The 15,313-nt window shown below is 64.1% G+C and carries 14 protein-coding genes and 3 pseudogenes; 7 read left to right on the top strand and 10 right to left on the bottom strand.

Annotated features, from left to right (window positions below; all coding sequences use genetic code 11):
- The 5 genes and pseudogenes from QOI01_RS24965 to QOI01_RS24945 all read right to left on the bottom strand — a co-directional run.
- Positions 1–297 (bottom strand): annotated as a pseudogene (locus QOI01_RS24965) (sugar phosphate isomerase/epimerase family protein); the annotation flags it as partial.
- Positions 290–1,666, bottom strand: a complete 1,377-nt coding sequence (locus QOI01_RS24960; RefSeq protein ID WP_526385747.1) for an NADP-dependent succinic semialdehyde dehydrogenase — start codon at positions 1,664–1,666, stop codon at positions 290–292. The pseudogene QOI01_RS24965 and the gene QOI01_RS24960, both read right to left, overlap by 8 nt.
- Positions 1,667–1,749: 83 nt before the next feature.
- A pseudogene (locus QOI01_RS24955) lies at positions 1,750–1,904 on the bottom strand (oxidoreductase dimerization domain-containing protein); the annotation flags it as partial.
- A pseudogene (locus QOI01_RS24950) lies at positions 1,902–2,033 on the bottom strand (FAD-dependent oxidoreductase); the annotation flags it as partial. The pseudogenes QOI01_RS24955 and QOI01_RS24950, both read right to left, overlap by 3 nt.
- Positions 2,034–2,037: 4 nt before the next feature.
- The gene (locus QOI01_RS24945; protein ID WP_526385745.1) at positions 2,038–2,670 is read right to left on the bottom strand and encodes a GntR family transcriptional regulator; all 633 of its coding nucleotides are present in this window, start codon (positions 2,668–2,670) and stop codon (positions 2,038–2,040) included.
- A 326-nt stretch (positions 2,671–2,996) separates the two neighbouring features.
- On the opposite strand from QOI01_RS24945, the gene QOI01_RS24940 reads away from it, so the two are divergent.
- The 3 genes from QOI01_RS24940 (at position 2,997) to QOI01_RS24930 (ending at position 7,135) form a co-directional block, all read left to right on the top strand.
- Entirely contained in the window at positions 2,997–5,174 is a 2,178-nt protein-coding gene (locus QOI01_RS24940) for an alpha-ketoacid dehydrogenase subunit alpha/beta (protein WP_526385744.1), read from the top strand.
- A 3-nt stretch (positions 5,175–5,177) separates the two neighbouring features.
- Positions 5,178–6,455: a 2-oxo acid dehydrogenase subunit E2 gene (locus QOI01_RS24935; protein WP_526385742.1), complete on the top strand. Its 1,278-nt coding sequence runs from the start codon at positions 5,178–5,180 to the stop codon at positions 6,453–6,455.
- A 188-nt stretch (positions 6,456–6,643) separates the two neighbouring features.
- Positions 6,644–7,135, top strand: coding sequence for a zinc-binding dehydrogenase (locus QOI01_RS24930; protein ID WP_526385749.1), 492 nt, complete (start codon positions 6,644–6,646; stop codon positions 7,133–7,135).
- 119 nt (positions 7,136–7,254) lie between these two features.
- On the opposite strand, the gene QOI01_RS24925 is transcribed toward QOI01_RS24930, so the two are convergent.
- Both QOI01_RS24925 and QOI01_RS24920 read right to left on the bottom strand, forming a co-directional pair.
- Positions 7,255–7,848, bottom strand: a complete 594-nt coding sequence (locus QOI01_RS24925) for a Gfo/Idh/MocA family protein (RefSeq protein WP_526385740.1) — start codon at positions 7,846–7,848, stop codon at positions 7,255–7,257.
- Positions 7,797–8,444 carry a Gfo/Idh/MocA family protein gene (locus QOI01_RS24920; RefSeq protein ID WP_526385738.1) on the bottom strand — a complete coding sequence of 216 codons (648 nt, stop codon included), beginning with the start codon at positions 8,442–8,444 and terminating at the stop codon, positions 7,797–7,799. The genes QOI01_RS24925 and QOI01_RS24920 overlap by 52 nt, the downstream gene beginning before the upstream one ends.
- Positions 8,445–8,775: 331 nt before the next feature.
- On the opposite strand from QOI01_RS24920, the gene QOI01_RS24915 reads away from it, so the two are divergent.
- Together QOI01_RS24915 and QOI01_RS24910 are read left to right on the top strand one after the other, a co-directional pair.
- Positions 8,776–9,369 carry a VOC family protein gene (locus QOI01_RS24915; protein ID WP_526385736.1) on the top strand — a complete coding sequence of 198 codons (594 nt, stop codon included), beginning with the start codon at positions 8,776–8,778 and terminating at the stop codon, positions 9,367–9,369.
- 14 nt (positions 9,370–9,383) lie between these two features.
- Positions 9,384–9,815 (top strand): alcohol dehydrogenase catalytic domain-containing protein, encoded by a 432-nt coding sequence (locus tag QOI01_RS24910; protein ID WP_526385735.1) that lies wholly within the window; start codon positions 9,384–9,386, stop codon positions 9,813–9,815.
- A gap of 409 nt (positions 9,816–10,224) precedes the next feature.
- Here the strand turns inward: QOI01_RS24910 and QOI01_RS24905 are convergent, their stop codons facing one another.
- Positions 10,225–10,503: a hypothetical protein gene (locus QOI01_RS24905; protein ID WP_526385733.1), complete on the bottom strand. Its 279-nt coding sequence runs from the start codon at positions 10,501–10,503 to the stop codon at positions 10,225–10,227.
- 518 nt (positions 10,504–11,021) lie between these two features.
- Here QOI01_RS24905 and QOI01_RS24900 point away from each other — a divergent pair.
- Positions 11,022–11,237, top strand: coding sequence for a hypothetical protein (locus QOI01_RS24900; RefSeq protein WP_526385731.1), 216 nt, complete (start codon positions 11,022–11,024; stop codon positions 11,235–11,237).
- A gap of 286 nt (positions 11,238–11,523) precedes the next feature.
- On the opposite strand, the gene QOI01_RS24895 is transcribed toward QOI01_RS24900, so the two are convergent.
- On the bottom strand, positions 11,524–11,874 hold the full coding sequence (locus QOI01_RS24895) for a hypothetical protein (protein ID WP_526385729.1): 351 nt from the start codon (positions 11,872–11,874) through the stop codon (positions 11,524–11,526).
- 339 nt (positions 11,875–12,213) lie between these two features.
- On the opposite strand from QOI01_RS24895, the gene QOI01_RS24890 reads away from it, so the two are divergent.
- Entirely contained in the window at positions 12,214–13,104 is an 891-nt protein-coding gene (locus QOI01_RS24890; protein ID WP_526385727.1) for a YoaK family protein, read from the top strand.
- A 291-nt stretch (positions 13,105–13,395) separates the two neighbouring features.
- Here the strand turns inward: QOI01_RS24890 and QOI01_RS24885 are convergent.
- Positions 13,396–15,313 (bottom strand): GAF domain-containing sensor histidine kinase (locus QOI01_RS24885; RefSeq protein ID WP_526385725.1); only part of this gene is annotated, 1,918 nt, incomplete at its 5' end.

Below are 15,313 nucleotides of genomic sequence, written 5' to 3'. Positions count from 1 at the left end.
GTCGCGGACGGGGTTGTCGAGCCCGAGTGTCGGATCCCACCAGTTGTCGATGAGTTCGACCTCGGTATAGGTCAGGCCCGCGTCCCTGATGGCATCTCGCAGTGCGGGAAAGCCGATGCTTGCATTGACGTGCTTGAGATCGTCGTATGCGATGCCGATGCCGGACCACCCGGTGGCCGCTACTGCGCGTACGCGCTCCAAGATGTCGTGCGGACTCTTCTCGCTCGGCGCCATCGGAGTCACGTCGCCGGCGCTGGTCCAACAGGTTGCGACGAGATCGGTGTTCACGTCAGCCACGCCACACCGACTTGAGGTTGCAGAAGGCACGGATTCCCTCCGCGGACAGTTCTTGGCCCACGCCAGAGTCCTTGACGCCGCCGAACGGCAGTTGCGGGTAGGAAATGGACATGCCGTTGACGAACACCGCCCCCGCTTCGAGTCCTCTCACGAAGAACTCTTCGTCGCCCGGATCTTGGGTCCACACAGCCGAACTCAGACCGAAGGTGGTGGCGTTGGCCAGCGCGAGTGCCTCCTCGCGGTCGGCGACTCGATACACCGACGCCACCGGACCGAACGCCTCTTCGGCGTAGAGCTTCATCTCAGGAGTGATGTCGGCGATGACGGTAGGCGGGTAGTACCAGCCCTGGCCGTCAGGGGTTTGACCGCCGGTCGCCACGGTTGCGCCCTTGTCGCGTGCGTCGTCAACGAGTTCCTCGATGTCGCGGCGTCCGGATTCGGTGGCCAGCGGGCCAACATCGGTGCCATCGTCCATCGGGTCGCCGACGGCGAGGCCCGCCATCGCTGCGGTGAAGCGCTCCAGGAAGGTGGAGTAGACGTCTTGATGGACGATGAATCTCTTTGCGTTGATGCAGGCTTGACCGTTGTTCGACGTGCGTGCCGCCACAGCGGTGTTGACCGCACCGTCGATGTCGGCAGACGGGGTGACGATGAAGGGGTCGGAGCCGCCGAGCTCCAGAACCACGGGCTTGACCTCGGAGCCGGCGATGGCGGCCAGCGAACGGCCCGCCGGCTCTGAGCCGGTGAGGGTCATCGCTGCCACCCGGTGGTCACGCGCGACGCGTTCGACGCCGGCGGCAGGGATCAGCAACGACCGGAAGCTGCCCTCGGGGAAGCCACCCTTGTCGAACAGTGTGTCGAGGTAGAGGGCTGCCTGGGGAACGTTCGAGGCATGCTTGAGCAGCCCGGTGTTTCCGGCCATCAACGCGGGGGCGGCAAATCGCACGACTTGCCAGATCGGGTAGTTCCAGGGCATGACCGCGAGGACGACGCCCATGGGTTCGTAACGCGTGTAGGCCGCACTGGCGTTCACCACGGACGGGTCTGGCAGAGCGCGGCCGGTGAGGAACTCTTCGGCATGGTCTGCGTAGAACCTCATGGTGTTCGCCGATTTCAGCACTTCGGCCCGGGCCTGCTTCAGGGTCTTGCCCATTTCCAGGGTGAGCAGACGCGCGGCATTGTCGACGTCGGTTTCCAGCGCGTCGGCGGTGGCCTTCATCCATCCGGCACGGTCCGCGAACGAGCTACTCTTCAGCTGCTGGAAGGCGTTGTGTACCTGGCTGATTCGATGGTCGACTTCCTTTTCATCGTGCGGGGTGAAGCTCTGTTCGACCTGTCCGGTGGTGGGGTTGGTGGTGGCGATGGCCATGTCGGTGCCTTTCTGATCGCGGTCGCGATTCGGTGGTGCCGCCGGGAAGGCGACGACGGGGAGGTGTTGTGGGCAGCTTTCGATTACATGTTGATCATCTGGCCGGCCAACCGTGGATGGCTTCTTGGAGCGCCTCCGACAGCGTCGGATGGGTGTGAACATTGGCTGCGAGTTCGTAGACGGTGAGATCCCACCGCTGGGCGAGTGTCAGTTCGGGGCGCAGCTCGGAGACGTCGACGTTGAGGCATACGCCTCCCGAGTACTGCTTCTCCACGATCGCAGTCCGCAGCCCGAGTTGGGCAGCTCCAATGGCCGCGACGTATCCGCCGGGTCCGGCGCCGAGTACGACGACGTCGAAACGCTCGATCATGTCAGCTAGATCCCTTCGTTCTGAAGATTTCGGGGTGATTGAGGATTTCCAGGCGTGTCCGGCCAACATGGGTTTGCAAGACCGTGGCTGCAATCGTCTTGTCGCGCTGCATAATCGCGTCGAGTAGCAGGCGATGTTCGGCAATGACGACCCAGCGTCGGCTCGGTCCAGTGATTCGGATGAATTCCCGTCGGTAGTGCTGCGTCATGTTCCACAGCCGAACGACCGTCGATGCCAACGGTTCTACCGTGCATCCCCGGTAGGACGTCAGGTGGAACGCGCGGTCGAGCTCGAGGAAATCCGCGAGGCTGTCCCGCTCCTCGATTTGTCGTTGTATCTCGCCCAATTCGGCGATGTGCGCGTCACTGAGCGCGTCGATGCTCTCGCTCAGTACCAGCGGTTCCAGCGATTCCCGCATCCGGTAGATCATGTCCGCTTCGTGGCTGCTCAGCGCCGGCACCCTTGCCCCGCGGTTGGTCTGCAGCTCAGTCAGCCCCTCGATTTCGAGCATGCGAAGTGCTTCGCGGACCGGTAGGCGACTCATCCCGAACCGCTCGGCGACCTCTTCTTGCCTGATGCGTTCGCCGGGCGCGATTTCCCCGCTGAGAATGAGTGTTCGCAGATGCTCGGCCACCCGTTCGCTGGCAGCGAGTGAGGCCATCGGGGCAGGCGGCACGATGGCGCGATCTTCGAGTGACATGCCGTAACTCTTACTCGCATGCTGCGCCCATGGCTGACTCATTCGGTCCGCCCGTCGACCGCATCGCCCAGGACTCGCGGCTGAACCAACTCGGGAAAACCACCCGGCCCGCGCTGTGCTGTGATCTCCACCTCATCGGTCATGAGATCAATAATGGAGCCAAAATCGCCGATTTGTCCAGACTTCTTGACCAAATACGTCCAAAATGGCTACATTTCTAGACATCGTGTGACCGAGACCTCATTGGAGTTGAAGTTCGTATGAGTAACCGCACCCCGCTGCAACCAGCGGTCGACTGGACCGAGGTGTCGACTACCGACGCCGACTGGGACAGCGCCGACCCGGCTCTACTGGCCTCGATGTTCACCCAAGCCACCGTGATCCGGGTCTTCGAGGAATATGTCCTCGAACTCGCCGGGCAAGGCCTCATTCACGGCCCCGCTCACTCGAGCATCGGCCAGGAAGGAGGCGCCGCCGGATCCGTGCTCTCGTTGACCAGTACCGACGTGGTCAACGGCACCCACCGCGGTCACCACCAGTTCCTTGCCAAGGCGCTGCATCACGTCGCTCCAGCTGGCATCGGGCTGACCGCCGGTCTCGGCGAGGAGATTCGGACGGTGCTGCTGCGCACCCTCGCCGAGATCTGCGGACTCTCTCGCGGGTTCTGCCGGGGGCGTGGCGGCTCGATGCACCTCCAGTGGCGCGAGGCCGGCGCCGTGGGAACCAATGCCATCGTCGGTGGCGGAGTGCCGCTGGCGGCCGGCTACGCATGGGCACATCGCCATGCGGGCACCGATGCCGTGGCCGTCACCTACTTCGGTGACGGGGCGACAAACATCGGGTCGACGCTGGAGACCCTGAACCTGGCCGCGGCGTGGAAACTACCGCTCTGCTTCTTCATCGAAAACAACCGGTACGCAGTGTCGACCAGCGTCGAGGAAGCCACCGGCGAACCCCGCCTGTCGGCACGTGGCCCAGGATTCGGCATCCCGAGCTGGAAAGTCGACGGGATGGACGCTCTTGCGGTGCACCTGGCGATGAACGAAGCCGTCGCCCACATGCGTGCGGGCAACGGCCCGACGCTGATCGAGGCCGACGTCTACCGCTACTTCCATCAAAACGGCGCCTTCCCCGGTAGCGCCTTCGGCTACCGCACCAAGGAAGAAGAACGCTCCTATCGCGACCGTGACCCCATCGACCAACTCGCCAAACACCTGGTGCGCCGCGAGGCGGCTGACCGCGAAGAGCTCGACGCGTTCACGGCGGCCGTCAAGTCAACGATGGACGAGCTTGGCGAGCTCATCCTCGAACCAAAGCCTGGCGGCAAGCCACGGGAACGGCAGATCAAACCCTCGGAATGGCCGAACGCCGACTTCGTCGACATGGGTGTACGCGGCGACCTGTCCGAGTTCGCCGACACCGTGTTCACCGACCGTGACACCTTCACCGGAGACATCAAGCAAGGCAGTTTCATCGACCAGATCGCCGCTGTGCTGACCCGGCAGATGGACCTCGACGATTCCGTCGTCGTCATGGGTGAGGACGTGCACCGTCTCAACGGCGGCACCAACGGCGCCACCCGCGGCATCCCGGACAAGTGGCCCGATCGCATCCTCGGCACGCCCATCAGTGAGAACGCCTTCACCGGCTTGGGCGGCGGGATGGCGCTCGACGGTCGATACAAGCCCATCGTGGAGTTCATGTACGCCGACTTCATGTGGGTGGCCGCGGACCAGCTGTTCAATCAAATTGGCAAGGCGCGGCACATGTTCGGCGGTGACAACAACGTGCCGTTCGTCCTCCGTAGCAAGGTCGCGATGGGCACCGGCTACGGGTCACAACACTCGATGGACCCCGCCGGTGTATTCGCCACCCAGCCCGGGTGGCGCATCGTCGCCCCATCGACTCCGTTCGACTACGTGGGCCTGATGAATACCGCGCTGCGGTGCCAGGACCCCGTCGTCGTGCTTGAACACGTCGACCTCTACACCAGCACCGGTGACGCACCCGTCGACGACCACGACTACTACCTGCCGGTCGGCAAGGCCGCGCTGCGTCGTACCGGGGATGCGGTCACCGTCATCACCTATCTGGCCATGACCAACTACGTTCTCGAAGCGGTCGACGAAGGCCGGTTCGATGCCGACGTCATCGACCTGCGCTGGCTCGACCGCGCCAGCATCGACTGGGAAACAATCGAATCCAGCCTGAAGAAGACCAACCGCGTGATCATCGCCGAGCAGGGCGCAATCGGCACCAGCTACGGTGGCTGGCTCGCCGACCAAATCCAGCGCCGGTACTTCGACTGGCTCGATCACCCCGTCGAGCGGGTCACCGGCGGCGAGGCGTCGCCGAGTATCAGCAAGATCCTCGAGCGTGCCGCGATCGCCCAGAAGGACGAGGTCATCGCCAAGCTCACGGAAGTTACGGAGGCCTGACCGATGCCTGCCCTGTACCGCATGCCGGAAGTCGCCGCCGGAACCACCGACGCACTCCTCGCCGAGTGGCTCGTACCCGAGAACACCGAGTTCTCCCAAGGCGATGCGCTGGTCACCGTCGAGACCGACAAGGCGAGTGTCGATATCGAAGCCGAGAGTTCTGGCGTCATGTTGCGCTACCTTGCCGAAGCCGGAACGCGCGTCGAGGTCGGGGACGCGATCGCCTTCATCACCGAAGTCGGACAGTCCGTTTCCGACATCGACGCCGCCCTGGCCGAACTGGGTGTCCCCGACACCGCCGTCGGAGTGGGGACACCTGAAGCGGAAGCTCTCACCGAAGTCGATGCGAACGGGTCCTCGGCGCCGGTGTCCTCCGCGGCGGCCGCCGAAGCGGCTCCCGGGCGCCGCTTCGTCACGCCGCTGGTGCGTCGACTGGCCGCCGAGAACAACCTCGATCTCGCTGCCGTCGTCGGCACCGGCCCCAACGGGCGAATGGTCAAGCGCGACATCATGAGTCTGCTGGAATCGCCGACCGGACCGGCGCCGACGACAGACCAACCACCGGCGGCGTCGACGACGTCGGCACCCGACACCGGTGCGCTCGACTACGTCGATCAACCGCACTCCCGGATCCGCAAGGCCATCGCCGCGCGCCTTACCGAGAGCAAGAACGTCGCGCCACACTTCTACCTGCGTGGTAGCGCAAACGTCGAAGCCCTGCTCGCGCTGCGCGCCACGATCAACGAAGCGGCGGGCATCAAGGTCTCCGTCAACGACCTCGTGGTGAAAGCCGCGGCAGCCGCGCATCTGGCTGTGCCTGCCATGAACGTCATCTGGACGGCCGAGGCGATACGGGCCTATCACACCGTGGATCTGGCGATCGCCGTCGCCTCTGAGGGTGGCCTGGTCACCCCGGTCGTGCGCAATGTCACCGGTCAACCGATCACTGCAATTGCGGCCGTGACACGGGACTTGGCGGAGCGGGCCCGCACCGGCGGCCTCAAGCAACAGGAACTCGCCGGCGGCACGATGACCATCAGCAACCTGGGTATGTACGGCACCGAGGAGTTCGCCGCCATCATCAACCCGCCTCACGCCGCAATCCTCGCCGTCGGTGGCGCCAAGAAGCAGGCTGTGGTCATCGACGATCAGGTCGCAATCGCGACGATCATGCAGTTCACGCTGTCAGTCGATCACCGGCCCGTTGACGGGGCGGTTGCCGCCGAATGGATGACGGCCTTCATCGGAATCATCGAGAATCCGCTGAAGATCCTCCTCTGACGCGACTGAACCCCAGCGGCGACACACCAATTCGCTGAAACGAGACGATGACATGACCACCTCGACACCACCCAGGCAGATATCGGCGGTCGTAGTCGAGCGCACCGACGACGGCGTCTTGGCGGCGCTGAACAAAAGTGGGCGCGGTCAACGCATCTCATCGCGTCCACGTCTAAGGGCTCGGATCCATCGGACTGTGCGCGGTCGTGCAAGCCGCATTGAAAGGTGCCGAGGTCATCGCGTTCGACCCGAGCACCAAACGCCGCGAGTTGGCGCTAAAGCTCGGCGCAGCAGACGCACTCGACCCCACCAGCCAGGACCGAGCCGGTGAGCTCGACGCGACGGCAGACCTCGTCGTCGAGGCATCGGGCGCACCGGCGGCCGCGCTCGAGTCCGCAGCACCTGGGGGCAGGATTCTCATCATGGGTGTCTCCACACCACGGCCTACCAATGCCCGGCTCGGACTCATCCGAGAGCGTGATCTGACGGTGATCTCGTCGACCGGCGCTCCCGTGGCGGTGTGGGACCGGGCCATCCGATACATCGAGCAACACAACCTCGACCGGAGCCCGATCGTCTCGGTGATGCTGCCGTTCAGCAAAATCGAGGAAGCGCTCGCCAGAGCCGGTGACCCCGGTCTTGAGACCAAGATGCTGCTTCACCCCGATGTCCCGCACTGATCCGGACGAGAAGCTTCCGAGGAGCCCTCAGTCCCTAATTGCAGGTCCAATAACCTTGTAGGAAAAGATCTGTCGGTAGCGTGCCCGAGGGAACAGCGGCGAATGGGCACCGTTGCGAATCACACCTTCCAGGAGCGGTCCAGCGCGACCCGCGCCCCGCCCTTATCGTGAGACGTGACCGCGGAGTCGATCAACGCCATCGTGCTGTGACCGTCCTCGACATCGGGAAGAAGCTCAAGCGCCGGCGCGGGATCTTCGCCGAGTTGGTGAAGCACGACACCGGACAAGAAGTCGCGGTAGATATTGGCGAACGCCATTAGATAGCCTTCGGGATGATCGGCGGCGATGCGCCCAGCGGCCTTTGATGCCGCACTCGTGCAGGACATTCCACGACTGATCCGCTGGGCGGGCTCGCCAGGGCGGCGGATCCAGAGATATTCGGGATCTTCCTGACGCCAATGCAGGCTCGCCTCGTCACCGAAGATCCGCAAGGCCAATCCGTGCTCGGAACCGGCGGCCACGTAACTGGACCAGATCCGGCCGATCACGCCGTTGTCGTATTCCACCGTGAGATAGGCATTGTCGTAGACTTCGCGGCGGTCAGCCAGCGTCACCAGCGCTGCCGACACCGATCGGACGCGCATTCCGGAGACGTACTCGCTCAGATTGTGCGGGTGCGAGCCGACCTCGCCCAGCACACTCGCCTTACCCATCGCCGACTCACGGAAACGCCAATGGCGAGTCGACGGGTCGGCAGGCTCGCCACCATGTCGGGGCCACCTGCGGCGTGCTCGGCTTCAATCATCCGGATGGTGCCTAGCGCACCCGACGCCACCAGCTCGCGGGCTTCGCGAACCATGGGATAGCCGGTGTAGCAATGCGCCACCGCGAAGGTCAGACCGCTGTCGGCGACATCGCGATGAAGCGCCACGGCTTGATCCGCGTTGGCAGTCATCGGCTTCTCGCACAGTACGTGGAACCCGGCGTCCAAGAACGCCGAGGACACCACACCGTGCAGCGCGGGCGGCGTGATGACCACAACAGCGTCGATACGATCGTCCCGCTGTTGCTCCCGTTCCAGCATGTCGTGCCAGGACGCGTAAATCCGATCCTCTTCGAGCAGCAGCGAGCGTCCCGTCGCCCTCCCGACTTCGGGGTCGATGCTGAATGCGCCGGCGACTATGTCGGCCATCCCGTCGGTGCGTAGCGAGATCAGGTGGGCCTGGCCGATGACGGAGTCCAGACCTCCTCCGACGAAGCCGACGCGGAGCTTACGACCCAACCCTTCAATGGGTACCGAAGCCGGCATTGTCGATCCTCTTCTCGTCGGCATTCCTCGTCTCGCCGGTCATCTCCGGCTCTTATGTGCGCACCCTCTTTGGATCCATCAAAGGTGGCTCGCTTCTGCTCTTCAGCGTGATGCATGCCACCCCAATTCGTCAAGCCTCTGCTTCGCCAACATCGACCAAGTGTCGATCAACAGGCTTAGATTCACCAGGCAAAGGAGGCAATTGGCGAGGTATCGACGGCGAAACGCGAGGGCGATGAAGCCTATCCGCCCTTGACACGCACGAGGGGCGCACTTAGTGTCTCGGATCACAGTAGATGGCAATAATGGATCCATTGTGACGGAGTCTTCAATGAACACCATCGACATGAGTGGCGTCGGGCCGACGCCTCTTCCTGAGCCAGGGGGCACCCTGCCCGGACTGCGTGGACTCGACCACGTCGGCATCACGGTGCCGGACATCGAACTGGCAACCCGGTTTCTCGTGGATGTGCTGGGCTGCGAATACCTCTACACGCTCGGCCCGATCAAAGATGATGACGGGCAGTGGATGAGCGACCACCTCAACGTGCATCCACGCGCCGTCGCACGCATCATCCGTTTCTTCCGATGTGGGCCCAATCCGGTCCTCGAAGTGTTCGAATACTCCGCTCCCGACCAGCATCTCGAGGTCCCCCGCAACAGCGACGTAGGCGGCCACCACATTGCGCTGTACGTCACCGATCTCGATGCCGCCGTCGAGTTCCTGCGCCAACGCGGTGTCACCGTCCTCGGCGACCCGACGTCGAGCGTCGGACCGCACGCAGGGCAACGCTGGGTCTATTTCGTGGCGCCCTGGGGCGCTCAGTTCGAGTTGGTTTCCTACCCAAACGGGCGGGCTTGGTACCGCGAACACGACATCGGCGCGCCCGCATCGGAATCCATCACAGCCCCTGGCCTGGCGTAGACCCGCGGCAACCGATGCAGCCGCCATTCCTGCAATCCCGAGTCCACCGCAAAGTGAAAGGACCTACGACCCCGTCCTCCTCCTGGGAAGCAGCTCCGGGGTGTCACCCTCCGACACCACGATGCGCGCCTTCGTCGTCGAAGAAGCGGGCAAGGGAGCGGTCCACCAGGTCGAAAGGCCCCAATCCGGGTCCCGGCGAAGCGATCGTGGCGGTCCGCCACACTGGTGTCTGCGGTACCGACATCGAGTTCTTCCGCGGTACTCAGCTGAACCTTGCGATGGGTACCGCCACGTTCCCATTGCGCCTGGGCCACGAATGGAGTGGTGTGGTCGACCGGGTTGGACCGGATGTCGATCCTTCGTGGATCGGAGCTCGCGTCACGGCCGCCTTCAGGGTGCGGTGCGGCGACGCCATTTACGTCGCGCCACCTGCGTACGGGAAGTAATCAACCTGCGGAGGCGCGTCGTTGAGTTGCACATTACCGGGCGTCTGGCATTCAGTTTGCGTGCCTCCCAAGCTAGCGCAGGACTGTTGAGTCTGAGAGGTGTCGCCCGGGGCCGTCGGTGCGGCGGCGACCGGTGCGGCGGCGGCGACCGGTGCGGCGGCGATGGCTACGGCAGCTGCTCCTGTCGCCAAAAGCGCTGCGATGTAGTTCAATCCGAGTTTCATAGTGACTCTCCTGCGATGGCTGGCACATGTGTATAGGTCCCAGAATGGCGACCCGGCGAGGGCCTGTCGTCGACGCTGGCACCAATCAATGGTTCCCGCCAGCAGGAATGTTCTGAGCGGTCCACGCCGAGTGCGCCGGCGTGCCAACGAATGCCACACCGGCGCCGCCGTAGGTTCATTGATCGCTACCGGTGTCCGCCGCCGTGGTGGCCACCGCCGCCGAACCCGCCGAGCAGAAACGCATCGCCGCCGTAGGGAAAGAAGCCGACGGGCGGGGGCGAGTCGTTGATCTCGGCGTTGCCGGGCGATTGACAAACCGTTCCCGAACCGCTTGAGCTGCAGGACTCCTGAACCGCACCCGGCCCGGCCGGGGCGGCGGCGGCGGCAATCGGTGCGACGATGATCGCAACGCCGGCAGCGGCCGCACCCAACAACGGTGTCATGTAACTCAGTTTCATTCGCATGGTGTCCTCCTGGGATGATTGCTTGTATCTGTCCGTGTTCCAGGGTTGTCTTCCGCCGAACCTTTGTCTCTGGTGCTGACATCCATCTGCGCCACCGCTACCCGGAATATGTGTCTACCCGCCAACGGGCACCCGCGGCGATTGGGCGACCATCTTCTTCTGGCATTGGCGATCGCGTCGGGTGCTGTCGCCGCCATCGCGGTTCCCGCCGACGACCAACGCATCGCCGACGAACTCATCGCCACCGACCAGTGCAATCGAATGCGCCCGTCGCCCATCGCCCCTGTTCGGCACGGATCAGGACATGGCTTCCCGTGCTCTAGAGCCCACTTCGACCAGCTGGCCCCGTCTCGCGAGAATGCCAAACGGTCAATTGGGTTGGGTGTCCGCTGCTAGCCGATACGAAGAAGTTTCCAGTTAGTGGGTACTTCGATGGGGGTCAGCAGGGGCGACATGCGCTCGATCAATGGCCATCGTGGGATTAGCCAGACGGGGACCATTCATTGGAGGAATACACCATGCGCATCAATCTGACCTACATCACACCACTGTTGGGTGCGGCAGCTACCGCGGCAGCGATCCTCGCCGCCCCAATTGCCGCGGCCGATACCGGGCCGTCCTGCTCCGCGGATGGGCCGGGAACCATCTGCCAGTCACCAGGCAACACCCAGATCAACGACGCCCCTCCGCCCGTCAACTTCTACCCCTACGGCGGAGACGCATTCCTGCTTTGAGGCGGCGACTTTCGCGTCGGACGACACATCACGACCCGCCGTCTCGGCGCGGCTGAATCTGCAAGAACCGGCTGAGTGGTCGGCCCCCCGACCAGTGACACGATCCATCGGGCACTGATCAGGACCGGCCAGCCTGGGAACGGGCGTCGTAGCTGGCTTCAATCTGCATGGCGTCGATCTTCGTGCTACTGCACGACAAATGAAATTCGAGGCTTGGGGCGCCCGGCATTCCGGCGTCCATGCCGCGCGCGAGAACGACCGTCCTCGGCCACGCGTAAGGCAGCTTTCAGGACAATGGCACGGTCACGGTTCGAATGTAGAAGCTGCCGGGAACGTCAGCCCTGCCGTGAGTCGTTCCTATCAGCGGGCGTTCTCGCCGGCTGACGCGCCGACCACGCGGCGCCGCCTGACAGCCGCAGAGGTGACGAGCATAAGGGGCGAACGCCAGCAGAATGGCGGCGACAGGACCGTCGCCGTAGGCGAGGCCTCCAGGCTTGGTCGGCTTGCTCAACCAATCCGCAACAGAGGCGCCGAGCGGCCGGGTGACGATATGTGTCCACCAGAATGCGATGACGGTGTTCAGGCGAAAACGCCAACAGCCCCACGCCGGAACGGCCATCACGACGGCGAACAGCACGATCGATCCGACGAATCCGAAGTGCAGTTGGTCATCACCGCAGACACGACTTCGGGTCTGCCCGCCAGCCAGAACCTCGTACGGCCGCCAGCGTGAAACCCGAAGGGTGTCCTCGGGACTCCACGCGCTTCATCTGGGCAACGGTCGCTGAAGAACAGAGATCGCGCCTTAGTGAGTTGCTATGCAGAATCCGGCTTTTCGGAAGAATCGCAGAGTTGCGTTCCGGTAGGCCATCGTTGGCCACCCATGCTGGCAGGTACCGGGTGTTCCGGCTGACAGGGGCTGTGGATGTGGGATAGCCGTGACGACATTTCGACGCCGAGAAGACAAGCTGCTGTCATGGCACGAAAATCCCACGGCCAGGACATGGCACCTGAAGCGTCGATCAGATTAGACATTCCGTCCGCATCGACCGGCACCAGCAGTCGAGATCGGGAATCAGTGCGCGATCTGCTGCTCGTAGCGTTGACAGTCGCTTCGGGAGCGGTCGACGCCATCAGCTATTTCGGCCTAGGAAATATCTTCTCGGCGTTCATGACCGGGAACCTCGTATTCCTGGGGTTCGGGATCGCGGAGATTGAGGGGCCAGATGTCGTACCTGTCATCGTCGCATTGTCGATGTTCACCGTGGGGGCTTACCTCGGACAGCGGTTTACGGCGCTGCGCTCCAACGAATCTAGTTTGTGGCCGCCGGCAGTCACGGTCCTATTGATCGTCGCGGCGGTTGCCGAAGCCAGCTTCCTCGTGGTGTGGTTGTCAACGGCCGGACACCCCTCGGCCGAGGTGGCCGACGTGCTCATCGCCCTGTTCTCTCTCGCCATGGGGATCCAGACCGCGGCGGTTCGATCACTCGGCGTGGAAGGGATTTTCACCACGGCCGGCACATTCACTCTGTTCGCATTCGCAGGCACCTTCGCAGGGTCTCGATCGAGGTCCGAGTTGCCGCGCCTCGTCGGCGTGCTCTTGGGGTTGGTCGCGGGCGCCGTGGCTGGAGGACTGCTGTTCCTGCATGCGCGCAGTTACGCGCCGGCGCTACCGCTGGTGATCACTGCCCTAGTGATCCTGGCGGCCCGGACCATGCAGAGGTCGCGGTCGACTCTTGGGAGCTCTCGACACCGTAGCTTATGGTCCGGTCGGCAACGATGCTCGGACGCCACAGTGTCCGTTCAAGGAACGTCAAAAGTCAACGTGCGCGGCGCTAACCGCACCAGAAGGGGCCCCTGCTCATGAGCACGGAAGCTACAGCGTCAGCCGACATGGCTGCTGAGTTGACCGATGGAAGCCACTTGGTTGTCCATGCCCTCAAACTCGACGACGTCGACACGACCTATGCGAGGCAGGCCAACTGGTCACGTCGTCTGGAGGCCGTTGGTCGCAGCAGGTCGCCGATCAACGCACGATCGACAATGTGCGCGCCGGGGCCCATCGATCGTCGAGCAGTGCGGCGCTGTGGACGTCATCTTCGCCAACGCTTCGGCCACTCCACCGGCACCGAAAGGCGTTCTGGGGCATGCTAAAGCGTCATTCGACCTCGAGCGGTATCGTCACGACGAGTGACGTCCCGCTTCCCGCTCGGCTGGTGATCTCCATCGTGCCGCCAAGTGCGTCAACACGATCGACGAGCCCGGTGAGTCCAGACCCCTTTCGGGAATCCGCGCCCCCGGTTCCGTCATCTTCAACCGAGAGGCGGAGGTTCGTGCCCTCGACCTCGGCACTCACCATGACTTCCGACGCCTGTGCGTGCTTCGCCACGTTGGTAAGCGCTTCGGTGACGACGTAGTAGGCAGCCACTTCCGCCGGCTCCCGCAGTCGTCGGTCGACACCCACGCTGAGCGTGACCGGGACGGGACTGCGACGCGCCAGCGTCTTGAGCGCGGGGCCCAGTCCACCCTTGGACAGAATCGCGGGATGAATCCCTCGGGAGAGCTCCTGCAAATCTGCAGTGGCTCCAGCCAGACCTACCACGACGGCCGAGAGCTGTCCCTTGAGCAGCTGCAGTTCAGACGGCACGCCCACCTCTGCCGTACGCAGTTGAAGCGCCAACGAGACCAGCCGCTGTTGCGCGCCATCGTGCAAGTCGCGTTCGAACCGGCGTCGAGCGTCATCGGCGGCAGCGACGATCCGGGTGCGCGAAGCGGTGAGTTGCGCACGGGTCTCGGCGTTCGCGATCGCGGTCGCCACGAGGTCCGTGAAGTCCGCCATGTCTGCCTCGGTGCCGGGGGGCAGCGGTTCAGGTCGCGACGAGCCGACGATTGCCGCGCCCCACACGCGCCCGCCGACCACGATCGGAACACCCACCCCGGAGCGAAGACCAAGTTCACGTACCCGCGCCGCCGCCGGTCCCGACGCAGTGTCATCGTTGTCTATCCGCGCTGTGCGGCCGGTGTGGTACACCATCGACGCGATGTTCTCGCCCCCCAGTGGAAAGCGTTCGCCCACCGGCATCTTCGGCAAACCGGGCTCATCGCGGGCCGCAAGCAACTCCACCATGTCGTCGGGCTCGTAGCGGAACAGGGCCGCATTGCCCACACCCAGGATCCGTGCCAACTCCCGTGCCACTGCCGAGAACACCTCGGAGGGCGCTACCCCGCGCGCGACCAGCGTCGCGACCCGTCGCAGCGACACCTGCTGCTCGGTGAGCATGCGGCGCTCGGTCGCGTCCCGAGCTGCCCCGTATATCAAGCCCAGATCCGATACCACGTTCCACTCCAGCCAAACCACGGAACCGTCGGCGCAGATGCATCTGGCCTCGAACTGCACGGCGCGATCCCCGCGGAACAACTCGACGAACGCCTCCAAAGCACCATGTCGATCCTCAGGATGAACGAGATCTCCAAAGGGCCGCTCCAACAGTTCCTTTCGCGAATATCCCAGTGTCCGCTCGAAGGCCGGATTGACCCGTCTGAAGCGCCCGTCGAGGCCAGCGATGCAGGTCAGATCCGAGGACAGCTCAAAAAACCGCTCCAACTCCTTGCGACTGGCTTCCAGCGCATCGCTGATCGCCTCACGGTCTAGGGCCTCGGCCAGCAGCGCTTCCAGGGACGGGACTACGCGCTCCCGCACCCGCTGCGCCGTCGGCCTCGGCAGGTCGGCAGGAACCAGCAGCGTTCCAAGCACTGTGGCACCGTCACACAGCGGGATCGCGCAGTGGCGGTCGTCTGCGGGCACCGCGCCGAGTTCGAGCCCGGCCGAAGACAGCCCGAGCACCTGAGCCAGGCGTTGCGCCGCTGTGTCCAGCGAAGGGCGCAAATCGCCAGCGCGCAACATCAAGCCGGCCAACTCGGCAGCGAGCTCCGCTTCCCGTCGGCGTTGGTCCAACTCTTCGGCGCGTGCGCGGGCAAGGTACGCGAGGGAATTGGCCACCAACGCGACGGCCAGAAAGGTACCAACAACCACCCAGTCTTCGGCCGCGACCGTTATGAAATCCTCGGGCGTGCTA

Source organism: Mycobacterium sp. (assembly GCF_032162605.1).
GTDB lineage: Bacteria > Actinomycetota > Actinomycetes > Mycobacteriales > Mycobacteriaceae > Mycobacterium.
This window is presented reverse-complemented; position numbering and strand designations above follow the sequence as displayed.